General features: G+C 41.3%; 17 protein-coding genes. 8 read left to right on the top strand and 9 right to left on the bottom strand.

The window, feature by feature from the left end; all coding sequences use genetic code 11:
* Positions 1-81: 81 nt before the first annotated feature.
* The gene (locus tag R8O10_RS14675) at positions 82-870 is read right to left on the bottom strand and encodes a transporter substrate-binding domain-containing protein (RefSeq protein ID WP_005377324.1); all 789 of its coding nucleotides are present in this window, start codon (positions 868-870) and stop codon (positions 82-84) included.
* A gap of 461 nt (positions 871-1,331) precedes the next feature.
* Between R8O10_RS14675 and R8O10_RS14670 the strand changes: the two genes are divergently transcribed.
* A complete protein-coding gene (locus R8O10_RS14670; protein WP_005377323.1) occupies positions 1,332-1,676 on the top strand; it encodes a DUF3316 domain-containing protein in 345 nt (114 codons plus the stop codon).
* A gap of 603 nt (positions 1,677-2,279) precedes the next feature.
* Here the strand turns inward: R8O10_RS14670 and R8O10_RS14665 are convergent.
* Together R8O10_RS14665 and R8O10_RS14660 are read right to left on the bottom strand one after the other, a co-directional pair.
* Positions 2,280-3,254 (bottom strand): porin, encoded by a 975-nt coding sequence (locus R8O10_RS14665; protein WP_318191507.1) that lies wholly within the window; start codon positions 3,252-3,254, stop codon positions 2,280-2,282.
* A 140-nt stretch (positions 3,255-3,394) separates the two neighbouring features.
* Positions 3,395-4,318 (bottom strand): LysR family transcriptional regulator, encoded by a 924-nt coding sequence (locus R8O10_RS14660; RefSeq protein WP_085570005.1) that lies wholly within the window; start codon positions 4,316-4,318, stop codon positions 3,395-3,397.
* A gap of 378 nt (positions 4,319-4,696) precedes the next feature.
* On the opposite strand from R8O10_RS14660, the gene R8O10_RS14655 reads away from it, so the two are divergent.
* The 3 genes from R8O10_RS14655 (at position 4,697) to R8O10_RS14645 (ending at position 10,094) form a co-directional block, all read left to right on the top strand.
* Positions 4,697-5,866 carry an efflux RND transporter periplasmic adaptor subunit gene (locus R8O10_RS14655; protein ID WP_017821685.1) on the top strand — a complete coding sequence of 390 codons (1,170 nt, stop codon included), beginning with the start codon at positions 4,697-4,699 and terminating at the stop codon, positions 5,864-5,866.
* Positions 5,867-5,878: 12 nt separating this feature from the next.
* Complete coding sequence (locus tag R8O10_RS14650; protein WP_213911255.1) at positions 5,879-9,019, top strand: efflux RND transporter permease subunit; 3,141 nt, start codon at positions 5,879-5,881, stop codon at positions 9,017-9,019.
* 145 nt (positions 9,020-9,164) lie between these two features.
* Positions 9,165-10,094: a LysR family transcriptional regulator gene (locus tag R8O10_RS14645; RefSeq protein ID WP_054579510.1), complete on the top strand. Its 930-nt coding sequence runs from the start codon at positions 9,165-9,167 to the stop codon at positions 10,092-10,094.
* A gap of 1,233 nt (positions 10,095-11,327) precedes the next feature.
* On the opposite strand, the gene R8O10_RS14640 is transcribed toward R8O10_RS14645, so the two are convergent.
* The gene (locus R8O10_RS14640) at positions 11,328-12,227 is read right to left on the bottom strand and encodes a LysR family transcriptional regulator (protein ID WP_137282042.1); all 900 of its coding nucleotides are present in this window, start codon (positions 12,225-12,227) and stop codon (positions 11,328-11,330) included.
* A 112-nt stretch (positions 12,228-12,339) separates the two neighbouring features.
* On the opposite strand from R8O10_RS14640, the gene eamB reads away from it, so the two are divergent.
* The 3 genes from eamB to queC all read left to right on the top strand — a co-directional run bounded on the left by eamB (position 12,340) and on the right by queC (position 14,295).
* Complete coding sequence (eamB, locus tag R8O10_RS14635) at positions 12,340-12,924, top strand: cysteine/O-acetylserine transporter (protein ID WP_047102681.1); 585 nt, start codon at positions 12,340-12,342, stop codon at positions 12,922-12,924.
* Between the two features lie 308 nt (positions 12,925-13,232).
* Complete coding sequence (locus R8O10_RS14630; RefSeq protein WP_149192497.1) at positions 13,233-13,571, top strand: helix-turn-helix domain-containing protein; 339 nt, start codon at positions 13,233-13,235, stop codon at positions 13,569-13,571.
* A 67-nt stretch (positions 13,572-13,638) separates the two neighbouring features.
* Positions 13,639-14,295 (top strand): 7-cyano-7-deazaguanine synthase QueC, encoded by a 657-nt coding sequence (gene queC, locus R8O10_RS14625; protein ID WP_005377298.1) that lies wholly within the window; start codon positions 13,639-13,641, stop codon positions 14,293-14,295.
* Between the two features lie 266 nt (positions 14,296-14,561).
* Here the strand turns inward: queC and queE are convergent, their stop codons facing one another.
* Complete coding sequence (gene queE / locus R8O10_RS14620) at positions 14,562-15,212, bottom strand: 7-carboxy-7-deazaguanine synthase QueE (protein WP_005377296.1); 651 nt, start codon at positions 15,210-15,212, stop codon at positions 14,562-14,564.
* A gap of 216 nt (positions 15,213-15,428) precedes the next feature.
* Between queE and R8O10_RS14615 the strand changes: the two genes are divergently transcribed.
* A complete protein-coding gene (locus R8O10_RS14615) occupies positions 15,429-16,238 on the top strand; it encodes a Cof-type HAD-IIB family hydrolase (protein ID WP_017821691.1) in 810 nt (269 codons plus the stop codon).
* Between the two features lie 160 nt (positions 16,239-16,398).
* On the opposite strand, the gene R8O10_RS14610 is transcribed toward R8O10_RS14615, so the two are convergent.
* From R8O10_RS14610 to R8O10_RS14595, 4 genes are all read right to left on the bottom strand, one after another.
* Complete coding sequence (locus R8O10_RS14610; RefSeq protein ID WP_318191506.1) at positions 16,399-17,844, bottom strand: bifunctional NUDIX hydrolase/phosphatase PAP2 family protein; 1,446 nt, start codon at positions 17,842-17,844, stop codon at positions 16,399-16,401.
* A 385-nt stretch (positions 17,845-18,229) separates the two neighbouring features.
* Complete coding sequence (locus R8O10_RS14605) at positions 18,230-19,561, bottom strand: trypsin-like serine protease (RefSeq protein ID WP_042523747.1); 1,332 nt, start codon at positions 19,559-19,561, stop codon at positions 18,230-18,232.
* Positions 19,562-19,752: 191 nt separating this feature from the next.
* Positions 19,753-20,232 (bottom strand): GNAT family N-acetyltransferase, encoded by a 480-nt coding sequence (locus R8O10_RS14600; RefSeq protein ID WP_005377290.1) that lies wholly within the window; start codon positions 20,230-20,232, stop codon positions 19,753-19,755.
* A 189-nt stretch (positions 20,233-20,421) separates the two neighbouring features.
* A complete protein-coding gene (locus R8O10_RS14595) occupies positions 20,422-22,299 on the bottom strand; it encodes a propionyl-CoA synthetase (RefSeq protein ID WP_053350355.1) in 1,878 nt (625 codons plus the stop codon).
* Positions 22,300-22,361 lie beyond the last annotated feature (62 nt).

The following is a 22,361-nucleotide window of genomic DNA, read 5'->3' as shown; positions in this document are numbered from 1 at the left end:
GCGTTAGCTTCACAGCGCGAACCGTTTGGTTGGCGATGAACCGAGCCAGAAGCTAGCCGCTCCTCTACAATAACAAAATGATTACTTAACTTGCTTTAACCATTTATCGTCGTTAAACCACTTATCGTAAATGCGATCGTAAGTTCCATCGCCCTTAATTTGACGTAAATAGTTGTTTAAGAAGTTAAGCGTATCTGGATTTCCTTGCGGCACAGCCCAACCCAAAGGCTCGTAAGTAAACGGTTTAGCCAAGTGCATTAACTGCCCTTTGTTTTCCGCCACATAAATAGAGTTGTAAGGAAAGTCATAAACAAACGCATCTACCTTTCCGTTGGCAACCTCAAGTACCGCTTCAGACTGAGTTTCGTATAGATTTATCTTAGCTTTCGGAAGGTATCGTTTTACCGCTTGCTCACCCGTTGTCCCAAGCTTAGTTGCAACAACATATTCTGGACTATTGAGATCTCGGTAACTAGACACTTTACCTTCATGTTTGAGATCTACGAGAATGGATTGACCAATAACCACATAGGGATCAGCGAAATTCACCTGAGTATTTCGCATAGGTGTGATAGTCATCCCGCCCATAATCATGTGACACTTACCAGTCAACAGTGTTGGGATAATGCCATCCCATGAAGTGTTTACCGGCACAAACTTAACATCCATGGCACGCGCCATTTGCTTACCCAAATCGATATCAAACCCGATGTACTGCCCATTTTTTGCTGTCATTTCAAAAGGCATATACCCAGAATCAAAGCAGACTTTTAGCTCCCCTGTACTTTTGATGTCGTCTAAAATTGGGTCTGCATTAACCGTCGTCGAAACAGCTAACCCCAGTGCAGCAAAACACAATAACTTTTTCATGGATATTCCTTTATCATTCGTTGTAAAGTTTTTTTATACACGACAATAGAATAAAAAACCACAAACAATGACTTTTTAATCACTAGAATTTTTAGGATCGTTACTAAGCTGGAAGATCTGAATGAAAATCTATACCAAGCCATTGCAATTGAATTGCATGCATTAAGTGATTAAGTTGTAGGCAGGTCACTATAACGACAAGAAACATACGCTTTGACTGAATAGTCAGCGTTTCCGAGAGTGGTTTAATTATTAACGAAACCATACAGATATTCGCTTTTTCACATTGACCGTAATGTCAAAAGTGCTTGAGTTTTATTGTTGACAATTCTTCCATAGTTAATGGTCACAAATGTGATGTACAGCACATTTCTATAATGGCACTATCACCTTTGTCGAGAGATATTAACAAGGATTCGTTGGACATCTTGACTTTGTAATACAAATAAAAAGGTGACTATATGAAAAAACTAATGACGCTCTCATCACTATTATTATTCAGTTTATCTGCTACTGCTGGTATTCATGTCGAACACTCTACAAACAAAGTTGTTCTCAATGACTTTACGACAAAAGATGCCGCTTATAGCTCTGCGTTTGATCTTGTCGATGAATACCAAACGCTATCAAAACATGAACTTAGAAATCGTCTAAACATCATTGGAAGCGGTTTCCCTCGTGATATTGCAATCGATGATAGTAAAGTGAGAGTTGAAGAATACGCACTTAACCGTGATGAAGTTAAATATCGTGCAATCATAAACTTCGATTATCACTTCAGAACAAGTGACGGCGGTAAAAACTAAAAAATCATCTGCACCTTTACTTTCTTAGAGCCCTTCCTATTTTAAGAAAGTAAAGGTGTCTAATCATATTGAAACGACTGCTTTTCATAAATCGCTCTCTCCTTACATAAACAGTATCAATCCCTACCTCTATCGTTTACATAAAAATAATTTTTCCAATCTTCATTGAGATACATTTCGTCGTTTGGCGCTTTATCATTCACTTGGTTCGCCATATGGATTCCACATCACTTAAATGAAAAAGACCCTTGAAATTGAGTTCACTTTTTTATGAAGATTAACTCAACCTAAGATTGACAATTTTCGTTATATTTTTCTCGTTTATAGCAATATATAAAAAAACTCTTTTTGTTTTAATTAACCATAAGACGTAAAAAAAGCAACAAGATACTTCTTGTTGCCAAAGAAAAAAATCATCATTCAAAAAATATGAAAATGAAAACTAGCAGTGGACTAGCTAACAAAACAATTATATCCAAAACACTTTAACAAGTAACGATCAATATAATCCATTATATATGGATGAAAATCAGCACTTATAAAATTACACCGATAAATAAAAAGCCTGAAAATAGTTTCAGGATTTTTATATTTATTAATTTTTTAGAATGAATATCTCGCAGCTATTGCAAGAATATCGTCTTCATTGTCTACATCTGTAATTCTGTATTCTGCTAGTGCTTTAAAATTAGAAGTCAAATCGTACTCTGCACCTAGTGAGTAGTAATCGACGACATCTTCATCATCACGCTCTAGATTGTTATAGCCAACTAGTGCCCAAAGCTTATCTGTTACTTCATAAGTGGCAACTGCTTCAATACCGGTGTAATCAATATTACTTTCAGAACCATCTTTAGCCCAGTTTTCACCATCACTGTATAAAACAGAGGCATAAAACTTGTCGTATTCAAATGCAATAGCACCCGTTAGCAGCTCTGTATCTTCTGCACCCGATTGCCCTTCACCTTCGTTGTAACCAAGCGCAACTTTGAAGCCATATGGCAACTTGTAGTCCGCCGCCGCACCATAAGAGGCTGCATCTGTTGACACTTCATCGTTTTCAGCCTGATAGCTAACATGAATATTCAAACCTTCATAGCTTGTCGTTAGCTTAAATACTGAATCGGAGCGACCGGTACCATATAGATCCGCACTTACGCCAGCAGCTTCATTACCAAACTCCGGGAAAATATCCGTGTAATCAGATACTAAAGTGACCGCACCGTATTGACGTCCATAACTTACTGTTCCGTAATCTGCACCAACTCCTACATAGCCTTTTCGGATATCAAATTCATCATCTTCAATCCCATCAGCATCTCTGCGATTAGACTTAAATTCCAACTCATATAAGCCGAAGGCATAAAGATCTTCATTTATTTTAGACTCACCTGAAAGTCCTACACGAATGTAGCTATTATCTCCGTCAGCATTTTTATCATCAGAGAAATAATACATCCCTTGCGCTCGGCCATGAATATTTAACACTGATTCTTGATCTTCATAAACTACGGCTGAATTTGCAGCACTTACAGAGAAAAGTGCTGCGATTGCGATCGACGTTCTTGTCATTTTCATTTAATTACCACTACTTGTGTTGTTTGAATCGAGTGAAATTATGAACAGTGGCAATTATTTTTAAAGTGCAAATTCAACCATATTCTATGGATAAATATAAACAAGCCCTCAATCTAAAACATTATGTCCTAGTACTCATATTAGTTGAGATAATCCATCCAAACAGGAGGCGTCCCTATTATTTTTTGAACAGTATCAATGAATAGTTTGGCTAATGGTTGTTGATTTCGGTGAGTATACATTGCATATATTTCCCCTATTGCGGGAAGATTATAATCAGGAAGCAACTGGACAAGATCTTGTTTACTCAAACTCTCCTGAAGAAAGAACTGCCCTATTAAAGCATACCCTAGATCAGATTTTACGGCATCGAGCATTAACTCAGTTTCATTCACGAAGTACTGCCCGTTGATATTATACGTTCTAACGTCGCTTGATGACTGGCTTGGCGCTATACGTAGCTTATCCGCCTTAAAGTTAGCATTAGAGTATATTACTGCTGGCATTTTTATAAGCTCTTCTGGAGAGCTCGGGGCTCCATACTTGTCAATAAAACTCTTCGATGCAACCAGTGCCATATTATTGCTTGCCAACTTACGCACTATCATGTTGGACTCTCGGATTGGTCCGATACGAAACACAACATCAAAACCTTCGTGGATAACGTCGACTCGATTATCATCGAGCAGCAGCTCTACAGTAATGTTTGGGTACTGTTTTATAAACTCTTTAACTGCCTGATTTAAGTATGCTCTGCCAAAGAAAGTGGAGCTTGATATTTTCAAGTTACCCTTCGGTTCATCCTGAAATGTAGCAGCAATACTACGAGTTTCGGTTAGAACCTCTCTTACTTTCTTGGCTTGCGCCACCATCTCAACACCTGCATTGGTCAGGGATAGCGAACGCGTGGAACGGTTTAACAGCCGTAAGCCCAATTCATCCTCTAGCTTTTTGATCTGTTTTGACAAAGCTGAACGATCTATATGATTTCTGTCAGCAGCCTTAGCAAAAGTTCCGTATTCAGAGACATCCAGTAGTAATTCAAGTTGGCTTGCGAGATCCACTGCACAATTCCTTATTTAGTTTTTATTCTTTATGTGATGGGAAATGGATTTTACAAAATTAATTTCAATTTTTTATGGTTCAAATTGCATCAGTGAATTGCAAATAATGCACGAATTAAAAACGCTTTAATTTTCGTCGCTATCTTTAGCTTCTGTTTAGCTATTCCTATCTATTATGGCTTATTACATTTAACAATACTCCACGTCTTTAAAACCCTAAACTGACCTTTTGCAAACCAAAAAATGAGCATTTTGACCAATATTTAATCGTGCATTTTTATCACTACTCTATGTTCGCTGAGGGCCTATTTACCCATAGGTACAATGAATACAATGCCGTTCCTTTTAGTATGAACAGAATCATTTAGGGCGCGACAAATGTTAAAGAAAGTTTTCGGCATTGGCCTTTTATCCGTTTTAGCTGCTTGTGCAGACGAAGAGATAACCAAACAACCTAATACTCCCTTACCTACGATAGACGTCTCCAAAGTCATCTATGAGCCCGTTCAATCGTGGTTCACCTTTACAACAAGGCTTCAAGCCCCAGAGAAAGTTTCTTTAATGCCACGCGTTTCCGGAGTTATTGAAACAGTAGAGTTCAAAGACGGACAGAGTGTCAACAAAGGCGACTTACTCGTCACTCTTGATGATCGAACCTTCAAAGCTCAGGTCTCACGACTTGAAGCGCAAGTTAAGAGTGCTCGAGCTGCGCTAGAGCAAGCAGCAAACGAACAAAAGAGAGCCGCTCAACTTGTTAAGCGAAAGGCCATCTCAGCGGAACAAGCAGAGGCCCGAGATACCGCAGTAAAACAACGCTCTGCAGAACTAATGGCCTTGCGTGCTCAGTTAGAATCCGCAAAGTTAGATCTTGAGTTTACGAAGATATATGCCCCTATTAGCGGCACTATTTCAAGAGCATTCATTACTAAAGGAAACAATGTAAACGCAAATCAAAGCGTTATATCAAACATTGTCTCTAACGATCAGGTATATGCATACTTTGATGTCGATGAGCGAACTTGGAACCGTTACTTCTCGACAATCAATGCCGACTCTAACTTACCTACTCGTCTTGAACTATCTGGACAAAATGGGCAGGAGTTTTTTGGACGCGTTGACTTTGTCGACAACTCCATCAACGAAAACACCGGTACTTTGCAGGTTCGAGCGGTATTCGATGCAACAAAATCAAGCTTAAAAGTGGGATCGTTTGGCCGAGTTCAGATATCAACAACCAAACCAGTTGAACGAGTTCTCGTTCCAGAGCGTTCTATTGGCACAGATCTAGAAAACCGCTTTGTATTAACACTCAATGAAGAGAATACGTTGCAATACAGCATCGTAACCTTAGGCGAACGTTACGGAACATTTCGTGCCATCGAGAATGGCTTGAACGCCGACTCAGTTATTGCGGTAAATGGCCCAGCAAAAGTTGGCCCAAATAGCAAAATCTCACCAAAAAATGTCACGCTAGATATTAGCAACACTTCATTGATTATGGCTTCAAACTCAACATCGTTGCCAAACAAACGTTTAGCTCAAGACTAAGAAGACAACCGAATGAAATTTGCACACTTTTTTATTCAAAGACCCATATTTGCCTCTATGTTATCGCTATTGATATTAATAGTAGGCGCAATTTCACTTTTACAGTTGCCTGTGAGTGAATATCCAGAGGTTGTCCCTCCTACAGTGGTAGTTACAGCAAACTATCCTGGTGCGAACCCAAAAGTAATCGCAGAAACAGTTGCTACGCCTCTGGAGCAAGAAATTAATGGTACAGAAAACATGTTATATATGTTTTCGCAGGCAACCAGTGACGGCAGAATGACATTGACCGTAACCTTTGCTTTAGGTACGGACTTGGACAAAGCTCAGGTTCAAATTCAAAACCGCGTCACTACAGCTTTGCCCCGATTACCAGAAGCCGTCCAACGGTTAGGAGTTGTTGCCGAAAAAGCCTCTCCTGATCTCACTATGGTTGTGCATATATATTCTCCAGATTCTAGCCGTGAAGTCAGTTATTTAGCTAACTACGCTAATTTAAACTTGAAAGATGAGATAGCTCGGCTCGGAGGCGTTGGTGATGTGCGCCTTTTCGGTGGTGACGAGTACTCAATGCGCTTGTGGTTAAATCCAGATGAGCTCGCTTCTAGAAATCTAACCGTAATGGACGTCGTCTCCGCCGTCCGATCTCAAAACCAACAGGTGGCAGCAGGCTCATTAGGTGCGCAACCAGCCGCTAATGAAAACCAATTCCAAGTTTTGTTGAACGTAAAAGGCCGCTTGGAGAATATTGATGAATTCAACGACATTGTAGTAAAAGTTGACGAAACAGGGGCTTTGACACGTCTTAAAGACGTTGCACGCGTAGAGCTAGGTCAAAACTCTTATGCACTGCGCGCCTTGTTAAATGGTAAACCAGCGGTGGCGATGCCCGTATTCCAGCGCCCTGGTGCTAATGCTATTGAGCTATCGAATCAGGTTCGCTCAACCATGGACCGTTTACAAGCAGCCTTTCCAGCTGGAGTTTCATATGAAATAGCCTACGACCCGACCGTCTTTGTTCGTGGATCGATAGACGCAGTGGTTCATACTCTGCTAGAGGCAATTGTACTAGTTGTTGTTGTAGTCATTTTGTTTTTGCAAACATGGCGCGCGTCTATCATCCCTATCATTGCGGTGCCTGTTTCATTAATCGGTACGTTCGCCGTAATGCAAATGCTCGGAGTATCGATTAACACGCTTTCGTTGTTTGGACTTGTTCTCGCCATAGGCATCGTCGTCGATGACGCCATTGTCGTCGTCGAAAACGTGGAACGGAACATCCATAATGGCCTTGCACCACTAGAAGCAACGAAACAAGCAATGACCGAAGTTACCGGGCCAATTATTGCAATTGCTTTAGTGTTATGTGCGGTGTTCATCCCGACGACCTTTATTACAGGGTTATCCGGTCAGTTTTATAAGCAGTTCGCACTAACAATTACGATCTCGACGATTATTTCAGCAATTAACTCGTTGACGTTATCGCCTGCTTTATCAGCACTGCTATTACAAGATAAGAACGCAAAACCCGATCGGCTAACCAAGCTATTGGATGCGGTTTTTGGTAAGTATGTTTTTGCGCCATTCAATAGAATTTTTGAGTACAGCTCGAACCAATATCAAGCTCTGGTCAAGAAGCTGATTCGCTTTAGCCTTGTTGTTGTGGTGGTATACATTGCGTTACTCGGGGGAACGGTTTCTCTATTCAAAGCGGTTCCTGGAGGATTCATTCCTCAACAAGATAAGCAGTATTTAGTTGCGATCGCCCAACTTCCAGATGCAGCAAGTTTAGATAGAACAGAGTCCGTTATTAAAGAAATGGAAAACCTCGCGCTGGCAACACCTGGCGTAGCACAAACCATTTCTTTCCCAGGCTTATCGGTCAATGGTTTTACTAACAGTCCGAATAGTGGCATCGTTTTTGTTACGCTTGAGGACTTCGATAAACGAAATGATCCAACTCTCGGCGCAAATGCGATTGTTGCATCTTTAAATAAGAGCTTTTCAATTATTGATGAAGCCTTCGTTGCGATTTTTCCACCACCACCAATCCAAGGACTTGGATCTACTGGCGGCTTTAAGCTTCAAATCGAAGACCGTGCGAACAAGGGGTTTGATGAGCTCTTCAAGCAATTGAACTTGGTAATAAGTGAGGCATCAACAAGACCCGAGCTGATGGGATTATATTCCACATTTCGTATACAAGTGCCGCAGATGGACATCCAAATAGATCGTGAACAAGCGATGCTGCAAGGTGTTCCTCTAGAGCAGGTTTTTGATGCGCTTCAAGTTTATTTAGGATCGTTGTATGTCAATGACTTCAATATGTTTGGTAGAACATACAAAGTGAATGCCCAGGCAGACATGAACTATCGTCTCGAACCTGACCAAATACTTAACTACAAAGTAAGAAATGCTGCCGGACAAATGGTTCCTCTCGGCGCTGTACTGGAGATCATACCTACGATTGGGCCTGACCGCGTGATGCACTATAACGGCTACCCTAGTGCAGAACTAAACGGCAGTCCTGCTTTTGGTTACAGTTCTGACCAAGCCCAAACGGCTATTGAGGAAGTACTGGCTCAAAACCTAGCAGAGGGAATGGTTTATGAATGGACTGATGTAACCTACCAGCAGATTTTGGCTGGTAACACGATGGTGTATATATTCCCACTTGTTGTTTTGTTAGTTTTCATGGTGCTAGCTTCGCAGTACGAGAGTTTAAAACTGCCATTCGCTATCATTTTGATCGTTCCCATGACCATTTTTTCTGCACTAGCAGGTGTTTGGTTCATTGGTGGTGACAACAATATATTCACACAAATTGCTTTGATTGTCCTTGTGGCTCTAGCGTGTAAAAATGCCATCTTGATGGTGGAGTTCGCTAAAGAACTTAAAGACAATGGCCAAGATACCTTATCAGCGATTTTGGAAGCATGTCGTTTACGTCTTCGACCGATTCTAATGACATCAATTGCATTTACCGCTGGTGTTATTCCATTAATGATTGGTACAGGGGCCGGAGCGGAAATGCGACAAGCAATGGGTATTGCCGTATTCTCGGGTATGGTAGGCGTAACGGTATTTGGATTACTACTCACACCTGTTTTTTACATGTTAGTGAGTCGAAACAAAAAACGTCAAACACTATAACCATAATATAAATACTCATTTAAATTCATAATAAAGGGAGCTATTGCTCCCTTTTCTTTTGGTTATTAAGTATATTAATAATTTCTAGACAGAGCAGTAGTTATACATGAAACTAATACGCTAATATCTAACTTGGATAAACATTGTGGATTTAGCAAATAAACTACACCTGCTTTTAGAAGTCTCTAAAGCTGGATCTTTTGCAAAAGCAGCAGATGGGATGAATATCGACCGCTCTGTTTTATCTAAACACATCAAGCAGTTAGAAGAGCACTTAGGCGTTAGGCTATTAAACAGAACAACTCGCTCTCTTTCATTAACACAAGTCGGCAAGCAAATAGTTGAAAAAGCAGACCAAATATCTCAACTCCTTGATGATACTCAACAAATAGCGGAGAACTTTCAGACTGAGCCTTCAGGGAAAGTACGAATTTCAAGCTCAACATTATTTGGAAAACTCTATCTACAACCTTCGATAGAGAAGTTTTTACATAAGTACCCAAAAGCAAGTGTTGAACTAATGCTAGATGATCTTCATGTAGACGTGATTAGAAGTAATTTTGATATTGCTTTTCGAATCGGACCTATGAGGGATTCATCAATGGTAGCAAGAAAATTAGCAAAAAATACGACTGCAATCATTGCTTCTCGAAATTTAATTGAAAAACATGGTAACCCAGAAACGCCTGATGAGTTAGTTAAGCTACCTTTTATTATTTATTCAAATGGTAATTTTATTGTCGACAAACTTAAATTCTACGACAAAGAAAAATCAGATGGTTTAGATACATACCCAATATCAGGATCATACATGGTCAATGAAGCTGAGCTAATAATTGAAAGCGTAAAGTCAGGTCTGGGCGCAGCACTCATAGGTCAATTTATGCTTCCTAACAACCTAGAGTCTTCTAATTTAGTTCAACTTTTACCAGAATATGAAACTCAAGATTTTGGTGATATTTATGCCATGTACTCACACCGTCAGCAATCACCATTGGTTAGGGCATTCATTGATATCGTTCAAGAAGAAATTGGCATACCACCAGTATGGGAAAAGCATTTCAATAAAAGCTAGGTGATTCTATTTAACCAAAATTAGCAGAAAATAAAAAATAAAATAAAATCAATAAATTAAACCAGTAACGTTTAATATTCATCGAAGTTTAATGTTAGGTGAATTAAGTTCCATTCTAAATGGCGCTTAATTCACTAAATATAAAAAATTCTTGATTTATAATACTAACAAATCCATCACCTATACAAGTTACGATGTATATTGAAGAAAAACACACCTCGGTCACTAGTTTGTTAGTATATAAAATATCTTATCTTATTTTTTTGGTTATTTATACGTTAGCAACGATTTACTTTAGCGTAAAAATGGACAAAAGCACATCGGAGAACTCTCTTATAGAAATGACTCAAATAGCATTTGTGCTTTTTTCATCGTTAATGTGTTTGTATAAATCTAAGGAATATCTTGAACTCAAACACATATTAGTAATAATGTCTTCATTTTTTATGGTTATATTCGTTAGAGAAATAGACTACCACATAGAGCAGTATTTCCCTCACGGTTCATGGAAGTATCCTGCTTGGATTATAATAGTCTCGGTCTGTTATTTTTGTTTTAATAATATAGTTAACATAAAAAATGAGGTAAAACTTTTCATTTCTCATTCTAGCTTCACGACATTAACGATTGGATTTTTTATTGTTTTCTTATTCTCACGATTTGCAGGGTATGGTGATTTTTGGGTCGAGTTCATGGGGAACTCATACAATAGAGACGTGAAAAACTTGGTTGAAGAAAGCTTAGAGTTACTAGGTTACGCGATACTTTTAAACGGTGTTTTACTTATTAAAGTAGAAAATCACTAAGTATAAATAAGAGTTCAGAGCTTGTAGTTCAAGCTTTGAACTTTTTTGGCTAAAAAAAAGCAGCAAATTATATTTGCTGCAAATGATGAAAAAAACAATATGCGTAAGTTAACTTCCTAGCAATGGATGCGTTAACGAGTTAATAATAACGAACCGTAACAATTAAGTCTCGTTGAAAATAATCCATAAAGAATGGCATTTATTACACTGTTAATTATGTAACCTTATCTAATCTAGTTATCACACGCCGTCGTTTTTATATCTTATCTCTTTCCGTCAATAAATAGCTCTTCACATCAGATCCCATTTATCATCCCACAACAGTCGGATTCACAACAAAGCAATAAAAATCAATAAATTAGAAGTAGCCACTTAAAAAGTAAAAAGGAGTAAAAACGAAACTATGTCAGATAGAACATATTAAAGATCACCGGCTCTGAGTAGAAAACCGTTCATACTCGTTACGCATACAATCAATAAAGACTTCCATCGCCGGCGTCACACACTTCCCAGCATGATAAGCACAAAGTGGCTTGATCATCTGTGAAAATTCGGTGAACTCAAGCTCTTGTAAACTGCCCTCTTGCAACTCTTTTTCAACCGTAAAACGAGGTAAATAAGAGATACCAATATTACTCTCAACGCAGTTTTTGATCGTATTAATACTGCTAAGTTCGATCATGTTGTCGATGCTAATATCACGCTCCTGAATAATGCTCTCAAACATCTGTCGAAAAAGGCACTTAGGGCCATTGCTTATAAACCCTAAATCAATATGTTGCTCTCTCTTCTTTAAATCTAGCCCTTTTAAAAGCGGTGAAGCAACCAATACCAGTGGCTCGTGCTCAAACTCGTGGACCTTGAGCGTATCGTCATTACCAACTCGATAAAACACACCTAAATCAGCTTTATCCGCTATCAACTCATCTCGAATCTGATAGCAATTTTGTGATTGCAGAGAGAGTCGAACATTGGGCGCTCTGATCCTGAACTCTTTTAAAACATTAGCCATCTTATAAGCAAGTTGAGTCTCAGCAACCAGCACTTTCAATTCACCGGTCGGCTCCGAGTTTTCTTGCTGTGCTGTTCCCTCAATATTTTCCATCACTCGCGCCAGTTCATAGACGTAAGGCAGTATCTTTTCTCCTGCTTGAGTCAAAACCATCTTACGCCCTATTTTTTCGAACAGCTGCAAAGACAGATCTTGTTCCAACTGCTTGATTTGAAAGGTGACGGTTGATTGCGTGCAATAAAGCTTCTGTGACGCTTTTAGAAACGATCCTTCTTCAACAATAGCTTTAAAAGTAAGAAAGCGTTTTAGATTCATGACTAGACTCCACAACCAACAGTTCAATAAATTAAAAGTCTAAGTTTTAATTTATTCGATTTTTTAATCAATTGTAGCGAAGTATAGTGCAGTAAAAACAGGAGAGATAGAGATGACCGCCATCTACACCGCATTTTTTACTTACGTAATCATTACTTCAATTACACCAGGGCCAAACAACATTTTATCGCTCAGCATCGCGACGCAATATGGACTAAAACGCTCAACAAAAGTGATTTCGGGGATGTTTTGTGGCTATGTTGTTTTGATGCTACTTTGTGGCGCTTTCACGTATAACATGATCAGCCTCTTGCCCGTGATTACACCTTGGCTAACATGGATTGGAGCAGCTTATATTGTTTGGTTGGCTTGGGGGCTTGCTACGAGTGAGATCAAAACTTCACCGGATAATTCTAAAGGTATCAGTTTCTTAACAGGTTTCGGTTTGCAGTTCGTTAATGTGAAAATCATTCTTTATGGAATTACCTCTATCTCTACGTTCGTACTGCCCCACACTCAGAATATCTACTGGATCTTAGCGACTAGCCTCATTCTTGCTTTGATCGCACTTCTTAGCAACGTAGTCTGGGCCGTTGCAGGAAAGCTACTTCAATCGCAATTCCAAAGATATGGCAAAGTCATCAATATGAGCTTAGCAGCAGCTCTGATCTATTGTGCGACACAGTTATTTACTTAAGTATATAGTTGATCATCAAGAACAATATTGCTCTTCAACTTAGACGACTACGTTTATGTGAAGAGCAAATTCTGCTCTACAAATCGCTGCGGTTTCTCGTGCCCTTACTCGCTCCTCCCACTCCTTCATACGGCAGTTTTTGAAGAAGTAGATTCAACGTCACTTAATCAACCTAAAGATACGAAATCTTGTTTAGCTATACATACACGGCCTTGGCGACCTCGGTAATAACTAAGTATTACTTAGTATACACAAATCAGAAAAACTAAGATAATCTTAGTCATCCAAGTCCTTCGTATGAACTTTAAGTGTTGTTTAATAACCCACTCCCAGCCCGCCTTAAGCATGCGCGTAAACAAGCGAATCTGTCCCAAAAAGCACTGGGCATCCGTATCGGCATGGATGATAGTTCTGCAAGTGCAAGGATGAATCAATACGAAAGGGAGCGCCATACTCCCGACGTAAAAACGCTCAAACTTATCGCAGATGAGCTAAACGTGCCTCTAAACTATTTTTTTTGTGAAGATAAAATCACCGCTGAACTTGCTGTGAATCTCCACAAGCTGTCAAATGATGACAAGCAAAGAGTGCTTGAGAGCACAGCCCAGCTGATTGCGGACGCAATCGCCACGAAGTCGAGTACGTAATTGGGATTAAACGCCTAAGAATACGTATCAATACCAAAGAATCAAAGAGCATAACTAAGGGTTCAACATGGCTACAACAAAAGCACTTGTGGTTTTTTCCGGTGGGCAGGACTCTACGACCTGCTTAATCGATGCATTAAATACATATGATGAAGTTCATGCTATAACGTTTGATTATGGCCAGCGTCATTCAGATGAAATAGATATCGCTATCGAATTAGGTAAGCAACTTAACATCAAAAGCCACAAAGTCCTGGATGTAAAATCAATTAATGAGTTAGCGATAAGCTCGCTGACAAGAGACAACATTCCGGTATCTAATGACTTAAGCGACGCTAACGTACCCAATACATTCGTTCCAGGGAGAAACATTCTCTTTCTTACTTACGCATGTATCCATGCTTACCAGCTTGGCATTCAAGACATCATTACGGGAGTCTGCGAAACAGACTTTAGTGGTTACCCTGACTGCCGAGACAACTTTATTCGCTCTCTAAATCTCTCTTGCAATTTAGGTATGGATAAAGCCTTCAACATTAAGACTCCTTTAATGTGGCTTACTAAAGCCGAGACCTGGGCTCTAGCTGATAAGCACAATATGTTGGAGTTTGTCCAAAACAATACTTTAACATGTTACAACGGAATCGTTGGTAAAGGCTGTGGTGAATGCCCAGCGTGCCTACTGCGACAAAGCGGCTTAGAAGAATACTTAGCGAGCAAATAGTCTTTGTTAGCGGTAATAGCGCTGGGATAAAACCTTTTGCGTTAGCTTCTAAACGTTTTATCTCAGCGTGAAACTCCAGCCAACAGAGCTTCTTTTGATGCCGCCAGATTGGTGGCATCAATTAAATGCGAAACGATTGTCGAACCAAAGATAGCACCACACCACAGCAGCCAACACTGCTTAGCTTTTACAACGCTATAAATTGTTTAGATATATCGACAATGTTTCGATAGCAAAGCTACCTCGAATGATGACGAGTCTCTCGTCTAAGCAATACTCAAATATTTATGAGTTTGAACAGACAAACGCCAATTGCGGGCAATGCACGTATCAATACACAATTGCGTAGCACGAGGCTTCTGGCTAATTGGTTGTAGTGCAATGATAGTCTCAGCCGCTACGTTCGCATTTGCTAAAAGGTCATCAAGGTGGTCGATGTCTTTCTGGGTGCCGACTGGATGCTTAATCTCATTTGCCCGCTCTAACGCACTATTAAGCACTGGCAGTTTACCTTTCATTGCTACTTTTGGTGACACTGTCACCCACGTATTTTCTGAAGTAATCACTTCTGATGTGCCACTGGTTTCAATTTGGCATTGGCACCCCATATCTTCAAACGCCTTTGTTAAAGGGCGCAGATCATAAATACAAGGCTCTCCACCAGTAATCACGATATGCTTAGCATTAAAGCCTTGCTGTTGATATTGCTCTACGATGTTCTCGGCAGATGCAACACACCACGTCGGAGAATCTTCCGTTTTCACCAGAATATCGCCTATTTGACGTTGATCATTCTCATCTGCATACCACGTTTGTTTGGTATCGCACCATGAGCAACCAACCGGACACTCTTGAAGCCGAACAAAAACAGCAGGGACTCCAGTAAAAACCCCTTCCCCTTGGATGGTTTCAAACATCTCATTTAGCTTATACAACGCAGAACTCACTCAACTCATAACATTTCGAGGCGAAGACCATAATGGACACGCGTGTCTAGGTCAATTTAAACCAAAAATTAATTGTTAAAATAGACCATTTTGTAGTTTCATAGCGTAATGAATATAGGTTTCTGGTTAACGTTAAACCAAGCCTTATTCACTGACAGCTCCCAAAAAACTTTAAGGTAAGAAATGATGTATAAACTGATCGCACTAGATATGGATGGCACGCTACTCAATAGTGATAAAGCCATTTCTGAAGAAAACAAACAAGCGATCGCAAAAGCTCGAGAAGCAGGCGTTACTGTCGTTCTCGCTTCTGGTCGCCCATTAGAAGGAATGCAAGACAAGCTCGACGAACTGAATATCCATTCCGATCGAGATTTTGTTCTTTACTACAACGGTTCGATGGTCAAGAACGTAGGCACAAACGACATCATCCACCAGCAAATCATAGATGGTAAAGCTGCAAAATTGGTGGCGCGAAAAGCCGAAGAGCTAGGTGCGTACGTCCATGCTTTTAGTCAAGTTCATGGTTTAATCACCAACGAACACAACCCTTACACCGATATTGAAGCAAAGATAAATGGCTTAAATGTCACCGAGATGAACTTCGAATCACTAGAAGACGATCATCCAATCATCAAAGCTATGATGGTTGCAGAGCCAAGCAAACTAACAGAAGTTATAGCAGCACTGCCAGCTGAAATGCGCGAAGCGTTTACGGTTGTTCAAAGCGCTCCGTTTTTCCTTGAGTTTCTTAACCCTGCGAGCAACAAAGGTATTGGTGTTGCCGCAATTGCCGAGTATCTGGGAATTAAACCGGAAGAAGTTATCTGTATGGGTGACGCAGAAAATGACCACCACATGCTGAAATACGCTGGCCTTGGTATCGCGATGGCAAATGCAATGGAAGAAACCAAGCAAATCGCTGACTACATTACGGCAAGTAATGATGAGCACGGTGTCGCTAAAGCTATAGAAAAGTTCGTGCTCAATGCATAGCCCTTTCCGCCATGTCTGTTGCGTTAAGCTTCTTACGTTTAACACCCCTAGCCGTCCAAGATAGGCAAGCGGCGTTGTTCGTGGACTAAACGTGTAAAAGCCTTGCTGTAATGCAAGGCTTTGTTTTTACTCAAATACTAATAGATAACAAATACAGCCATCAATCTAGCAACGTTTTGCTCGGTTGGTTTTCACAAGTCAGCTTCCTTGCAAGCAGCATAAATAACAACATTAATAATGGATAATGTAACGTCGACAAGACTAATGACCACAAACCGCTAAACGATACGATATTAGCCGAGTACAAATAGAGTTGATCAACAAGCAACAATGCCAGCGTCACAAAGATCATCTGCCGAGTATCTAAATGTGCTTTCGACTCTTTAAATGTCATGACCAACGCTGATGCAGTGATTAAAATTGCTAGCCAGCGACCAAACACAGGTAATGGCCAGATGACGGAGATGACCGCTGTTGCCGCAGTCATAATTAACCAGACGCCTTTTGAGCTTAGAACTTGATCAACGTTCACATCTTGATTTGTTTCCAGTCGAAGAACATGCCAAGCCACCAAGCTGCCTAACAGCGCGCCAAATAACATATCTAAAATAAAGGCACTGCCGAGGAAAAACTTACCTAACACCACAGTAAGAGTGATGAACACGAAGACTGCCGTTGTTCCATTCAAACCAAAATACTGGGTTCTATGAAACAAGAACGTCAGCACACAAAACCACACAGCGATAGGCAAGCTAGGAAAACTAAAGCCAAAGCTGTGCGTTAACTCCATCATTGGTATATAGACATGTGGGCGCGGTAGCGAAAAGCCTTGTTGAGCGACAAGCACCATAAGCGACGTTGTACTAATTGCGAAAAAGAGTCGGTACACAAACCGGCTACCAAAGCGCATCATGGCAAAAGGAAATAGACAGAGTAGTACCGTCGGTTCTATCAGATCTATAACGAGTTTCGAGATCTGACTAGCTACCTCGTAACTCGTTTCTGACAACGCCCCTACCCAACTCTGTAAATCTATCAGCCACGCCAATTCAACCTGACGAAATGAAGGCGCGGATTCGATCAACTGAGTCACATAAGATACTGATTGCTTGGTAGCTTGATCAAAAAACTGAGTGGCTTGTGGCCATTGCTCAGGATAACGATATAAAGATGATGGTAATTCAGATGGGCTAAGCAACATCGCTGACGCAACTTCTACTCCATAATGAGGGGCAAACCAAATAGGCAGTTCATTTCCACCTAAAGAATTATTCATAGAAAAAGCGATAATGTCAGAGTCTGATATACAGTCGTAAAAAACCGCAGTGTCCGTTCTGCCAAGCTCCTCTCCAACCGTAACCACTATACCGGTTTCTTCCCACGTTTCTCGTTGAGCAGCAACTTGTGGAGACTCACCATCAATAATGGTTCCGCCAGGTAGAGAAATCTTATCCGTTAATACTTCATGAACTAGCACTAACTTGTCATCAGCGCGAACAATACAGAGCGCTCCTTTAACTTCGCTCGCAGTGGCTTTAGCCGTAGAAATCGGTGAAACAGGTAACAAAATAAAACAAAGGATGAGTAATAACAGCTGTCTCAACACAAAATATGACCTTAAATAAACATAATGATAACCAATGAATCATGGCAGTTAATCTTATCTTTTTCGACAAAAATTAAGTAACGAGTTATGCCAAACTGAGTTGATCGCGTAAAACCTGATCTCAACGCTCACTGGAGAATAATTTAATGCAAACCTGACAAAAATCAGACAAAACATAAAATGTTGATCGCAATTCTGCCAGTTATATAAAGATAACGTCAGGACAAAGTCATACACATTTTGTGGGTTCTCATAGTTGACACAATAAAAAAGGGCTTATTATTCGCAAACAATAAACCCCAGTTATGGTAACTATGTACTGATCGTTGAAACCAAGAATGAATCTTATCTCATGGTCAACGAATCAAATTCACTGGCCCGATCGTTAGTTAGACGTGCAATTCGCATCGCCGACTTTTTGCCAAACACCCCAAGGCCCTGAGTCTGCTGGATTATCACCTTGAGTCCACCACTGCGCTTGCCAAACTTTACCATTCCAAGTAACCGTATCTCCTTTGAGATACACTAAGCTGGCTTGCCATACAGTTTTACAGCTATCTGTGGGAGGCGTTGTCACCGTTTTCGCTTGAGCGGATACTAACGCTTGGTATTGTGTGCTGGTCTTATCAACGTTGAAGTTCAAAGCCACTCTTGCTTCTCCGCTCTGAGTAGCACCAAATTCAACATCAACACGACAACTTGCATTCATTGCTAACGTCGCCTGAGAGCACTGATCATTGGCAATAACAGCTGCATCAGTAACACCCGAAGCAAACGCGCGAACATTTTCCACAGTGAACGTGGTGTTCCCTGAATTCTGGATAACAAAGCTATGTTGCTGTAACTCCCCAACATTAAATGATGCCAGTGTCTGTTCGGTGGTGTATCCAACAGAAACATTTTCTTTTGGTGGTGTTGCTGTTCCGATAACACCATCGACAAAATTGCGCATAGCAGCGATATCGCTATAAACCCCATACATACCAGGACGAGCACAACCTATTCCCCAACTGACCACACCAAGTTGAGTAATTACACCACTGCGATTAATAACGATTGGACCACCACTATCTCCCTGACAAGAATCTATCCCACCTTGAGGAATACCCGCACAGAATGACACTTCTCCAACCGTTGTGTAGTTGCCACCGGCTTGACGGCAAGTCATATCCGACACAAGTGGGACGTCAACCTCCTGCAATCGAGACGGAGAGCTTCCTCCTTCAGAAGTTCGCCCTAAGCCAGCAACACTAAGCCAATCTCCGATGCTCGCGTATTGCGTTAGACTACCATTCGCAATCTCAACTGAAGAAACACCTTGAGGCACAGAGTCGAGCTTCAATACCGCGAGGTCATGAGAAAGCGTCGCGCGGCGATATGCCGGGTGCATATGGATCTCACTGACGTTTGCACGAACACCATCACTACCGTTATAAACAACGCCACCGATTTTAACCGCAATCTGACTCGGAGAATCACCCTCAACACAATGTGCAGCAGTCAGGACGTAACCATTCCCGATATAACTGGCCCCACAATACGATCGGTTACCATAACGACTAACAATTTGGGTGTAGAATTTCCAGTCACGTGGGTCGGCAGTTACTCCGCCTACGATCTGGGGTTGGATAGTGTGATTTTGCGTCTGAGACAAATCATCAGCACTTGCGAACATTGGCAAAACGGCTAAAGCAAGTAACGATTTTGTTAGTTTCAAAATATTGTCCTCTTGTTTTTGTAAGCACGATCCTCGTGCTACTAATAAACAAGCAGACAAAAACGCCGATACCAATGTGGGTGCATATCAATTTGTTAACATTGCGAGCAACTTATAGAGAAAAGTCTATTGACGAACTGAATGATTTCAATTCGATAGAACCTAAATCACAATATTAAAGTTAAATACGATTATTCGTTCAGCGGTTTTCTTAAATAGTGGATATGATGTGCAAATCCTTGTTTTTCATACAAAGATATTGCGCCCTGGTTAAAATGCCATACTTCAACAAACATCTGTTTTGCACCGTAATCAGAGAACGTTGACTCAATTTTATTAATCAATGCCTGCGCCGTACCTTGTTTTCGATATTCAGGCAGCACATAGAGCTCATCCACACTTCCCATCATAACTGGCTGGCTGACGGTAGAAATAAGTTCACAGAAGTGACCAGAGATAAAGCCAATAATTTCATCTCCTTGTTTTGCTACGTAAACAAGGCACTCAGGGTCGTCAATATATCGAGCAATGCTTTTTTCTTGTTCTATCTCCTCTGCCGTTTTGAAAAGCTCAGGAGATTGAAGATGATGCTCATCATGAAGCTCGAACATAAGATCGTTGAGCAACTCTAGGTCGCTAAAACACGCAGGTTTAATCGCAAACGTGGTCATACAAAGGGTCACTAAAAATGGAATGGCTGTAGTTTGTGAGGAAAACGTCGTATTGGCAAGTCACAAATGCTTTCACGATACGTTTGTACTGTTTGAACAACAAAAAGGCCCCTGCACTTAATAAACGTACAGAGGCAGAACCAACCAACATAGTTCGAGGATCAGGGGTTAGTTAGAATTGAGTTTTTCTCAGCGTCGTAGCACTCGCTCAATTTCGTTCAAGCTACTTGGGTCATCAATCGTTGACGGAACGGTGTATTTTTCACCATCAGCTATTTGACGTATAGTTCGACGCAAAATTTTACCTGAACGTGTTTTCGGTAAACGGTCTACAACCAACGCATGCTTGAAGCAAGCAACTGCACCTATCTCACTACGCACTTTGCCAACAAGCTCACCTTCAAGGTCTAGCTCATCCACTTTGACGCCGTCTTTTAGTACCACAAAGCCAAGTGGAAGCTGACCTTTTAGATCATCGTGGATACCGACCACCGCACATTCTGCAATCGCTGGGTGGCCTCCTACTATTTCTTCCATTTCACCTGTCGACAATCGGTGTCCCGCGACATTAATCACGTCATCAATACGTCCCATAATAAACAGGTAACCGTCTTCATCCAGATAGCCACCATCACCTGACACGTAGTAGCCTGGGAATTGGCTAAGATAACCAGTTTCAAAACGGTCATGATTACGCCAAACCGTTGGCAGACAACTTGGTGGTAGCGGACGTTTTAATGCGACAAAGCCTTGTTGGTTAGGCCCGACAGCCTCTCCAAGTTCATTCAGAATCTCGACCTGATAACCCGGAATGGGCTTCGTCGAAGAACCAGCTTTAACTGGCATCATTTCGACACCTGTCGGGTTGCCAGCGATGGCCCAGCCCGTCTCGGTTTGCCACCAGTGGTCAATAACGGGCTTGTCCGCTTTGCTCTGAACCCACTCCAGTGTCGGAGGGTCAAGGCGTTCTCCCGCCATAAAGATGGTTTTCAGATTCGACAAGTCGTGCTGTTTTAAGTGCTCGCCTTCCGGGTCCTCTTTCTTAATCGCACGAAACGCCGTTGGTGCAGAGAACAACGCATCTACTTTATATTCATCACACACTCGCCAAAATGCGCCAGGATCCGGTGTTCGAACAGGCTTGCCTTCGAATAGGATAGTAGTGCAACCGTGAATCAGTGGAGCGTAAACAATGTAAGAGTGCCCTACTACCCAGCCCACATCAGATGCCGCCCAAAAGACGCCATCTTGAGGAATGTTATAGATTGCGCTCATGGAGTACTTCATCGCGACAGCATGGCCACCGTTATCACGCACAACGCCTTTCGGCTTACCTGTCGTGCCCGATGTATAAAGTATGTAGAGCGGATCGGTTGCTAACACCGGAACACAACCATGTGGCAGCGCTTGTTTGTACTCTCGCTGCCAATCTAAGTCTCTTTCTTGGTTTAGCTCAGCGTCGCACTCTGGACGTTGGAAAACAAACACTTTCTCAGGCTTCCAACGGCTGTCCATAATGGCTTTGTCTACCATTGGTTTGTATGGAATGACTTTGTTGATCTCAATCCCGCACGACGCCGTCATGATCACTTTCGGCTCTGCATCTTCAATTCGTACAGCAAGCTCATTAGGTGCAAAACCACCGAATACTACGGAATGAATCGCCCCCAAACGCGCGCAGGCAAGCATCGCCATTGCGGCTTCTGGGATCATCGGCATATAAATAACGACTCGGTCGCCTTTTTCAACACCTTGAGCAGACAGCATGCCAGCAATTTTTGCTACTTGGTCACGTAGGTCGCTATAGGTGTACGTGGCTTTACGACCTGTCACTGGCGAGTCATAAATGAGTGCAGTATTATCACCGCGTCCTTGCTCGCAATGGTAATCTAATGCTAACCAGCACGTATTCATTACACCATCTGGAAACCAACGTTCTATGCCGTTTTCATCAGATTTCAAGATAGTTTTAGGAGATTCAAACCAATCGATATTCTCCGCTTGAGCGCGCCAAAAACTCTCCGGTTCATTCTTCGCCCATAAGTATTCTTTTTCGTATGAAGACATATTGCTTCCTCCAGTATGTCCTGACATTGCTCTCGTTCTACTCAAAGATCGCTCTTTTAATC

Origin of the sequence: Vibrio sp. 1727, from assembly GCF_033344415.1 — a bacterium.
Classification (GTDB): Bacteria; Pseudomonadota; Gammaproteobacteria; order Enterobacterales; family Vibrionaceae; genus Vibrio; species Vibrio alginolyticus.
Note: the sequence above shows the minus strand (reverse complement) of the source record. Positions and strands in the feature narration are given on the sequence as shown.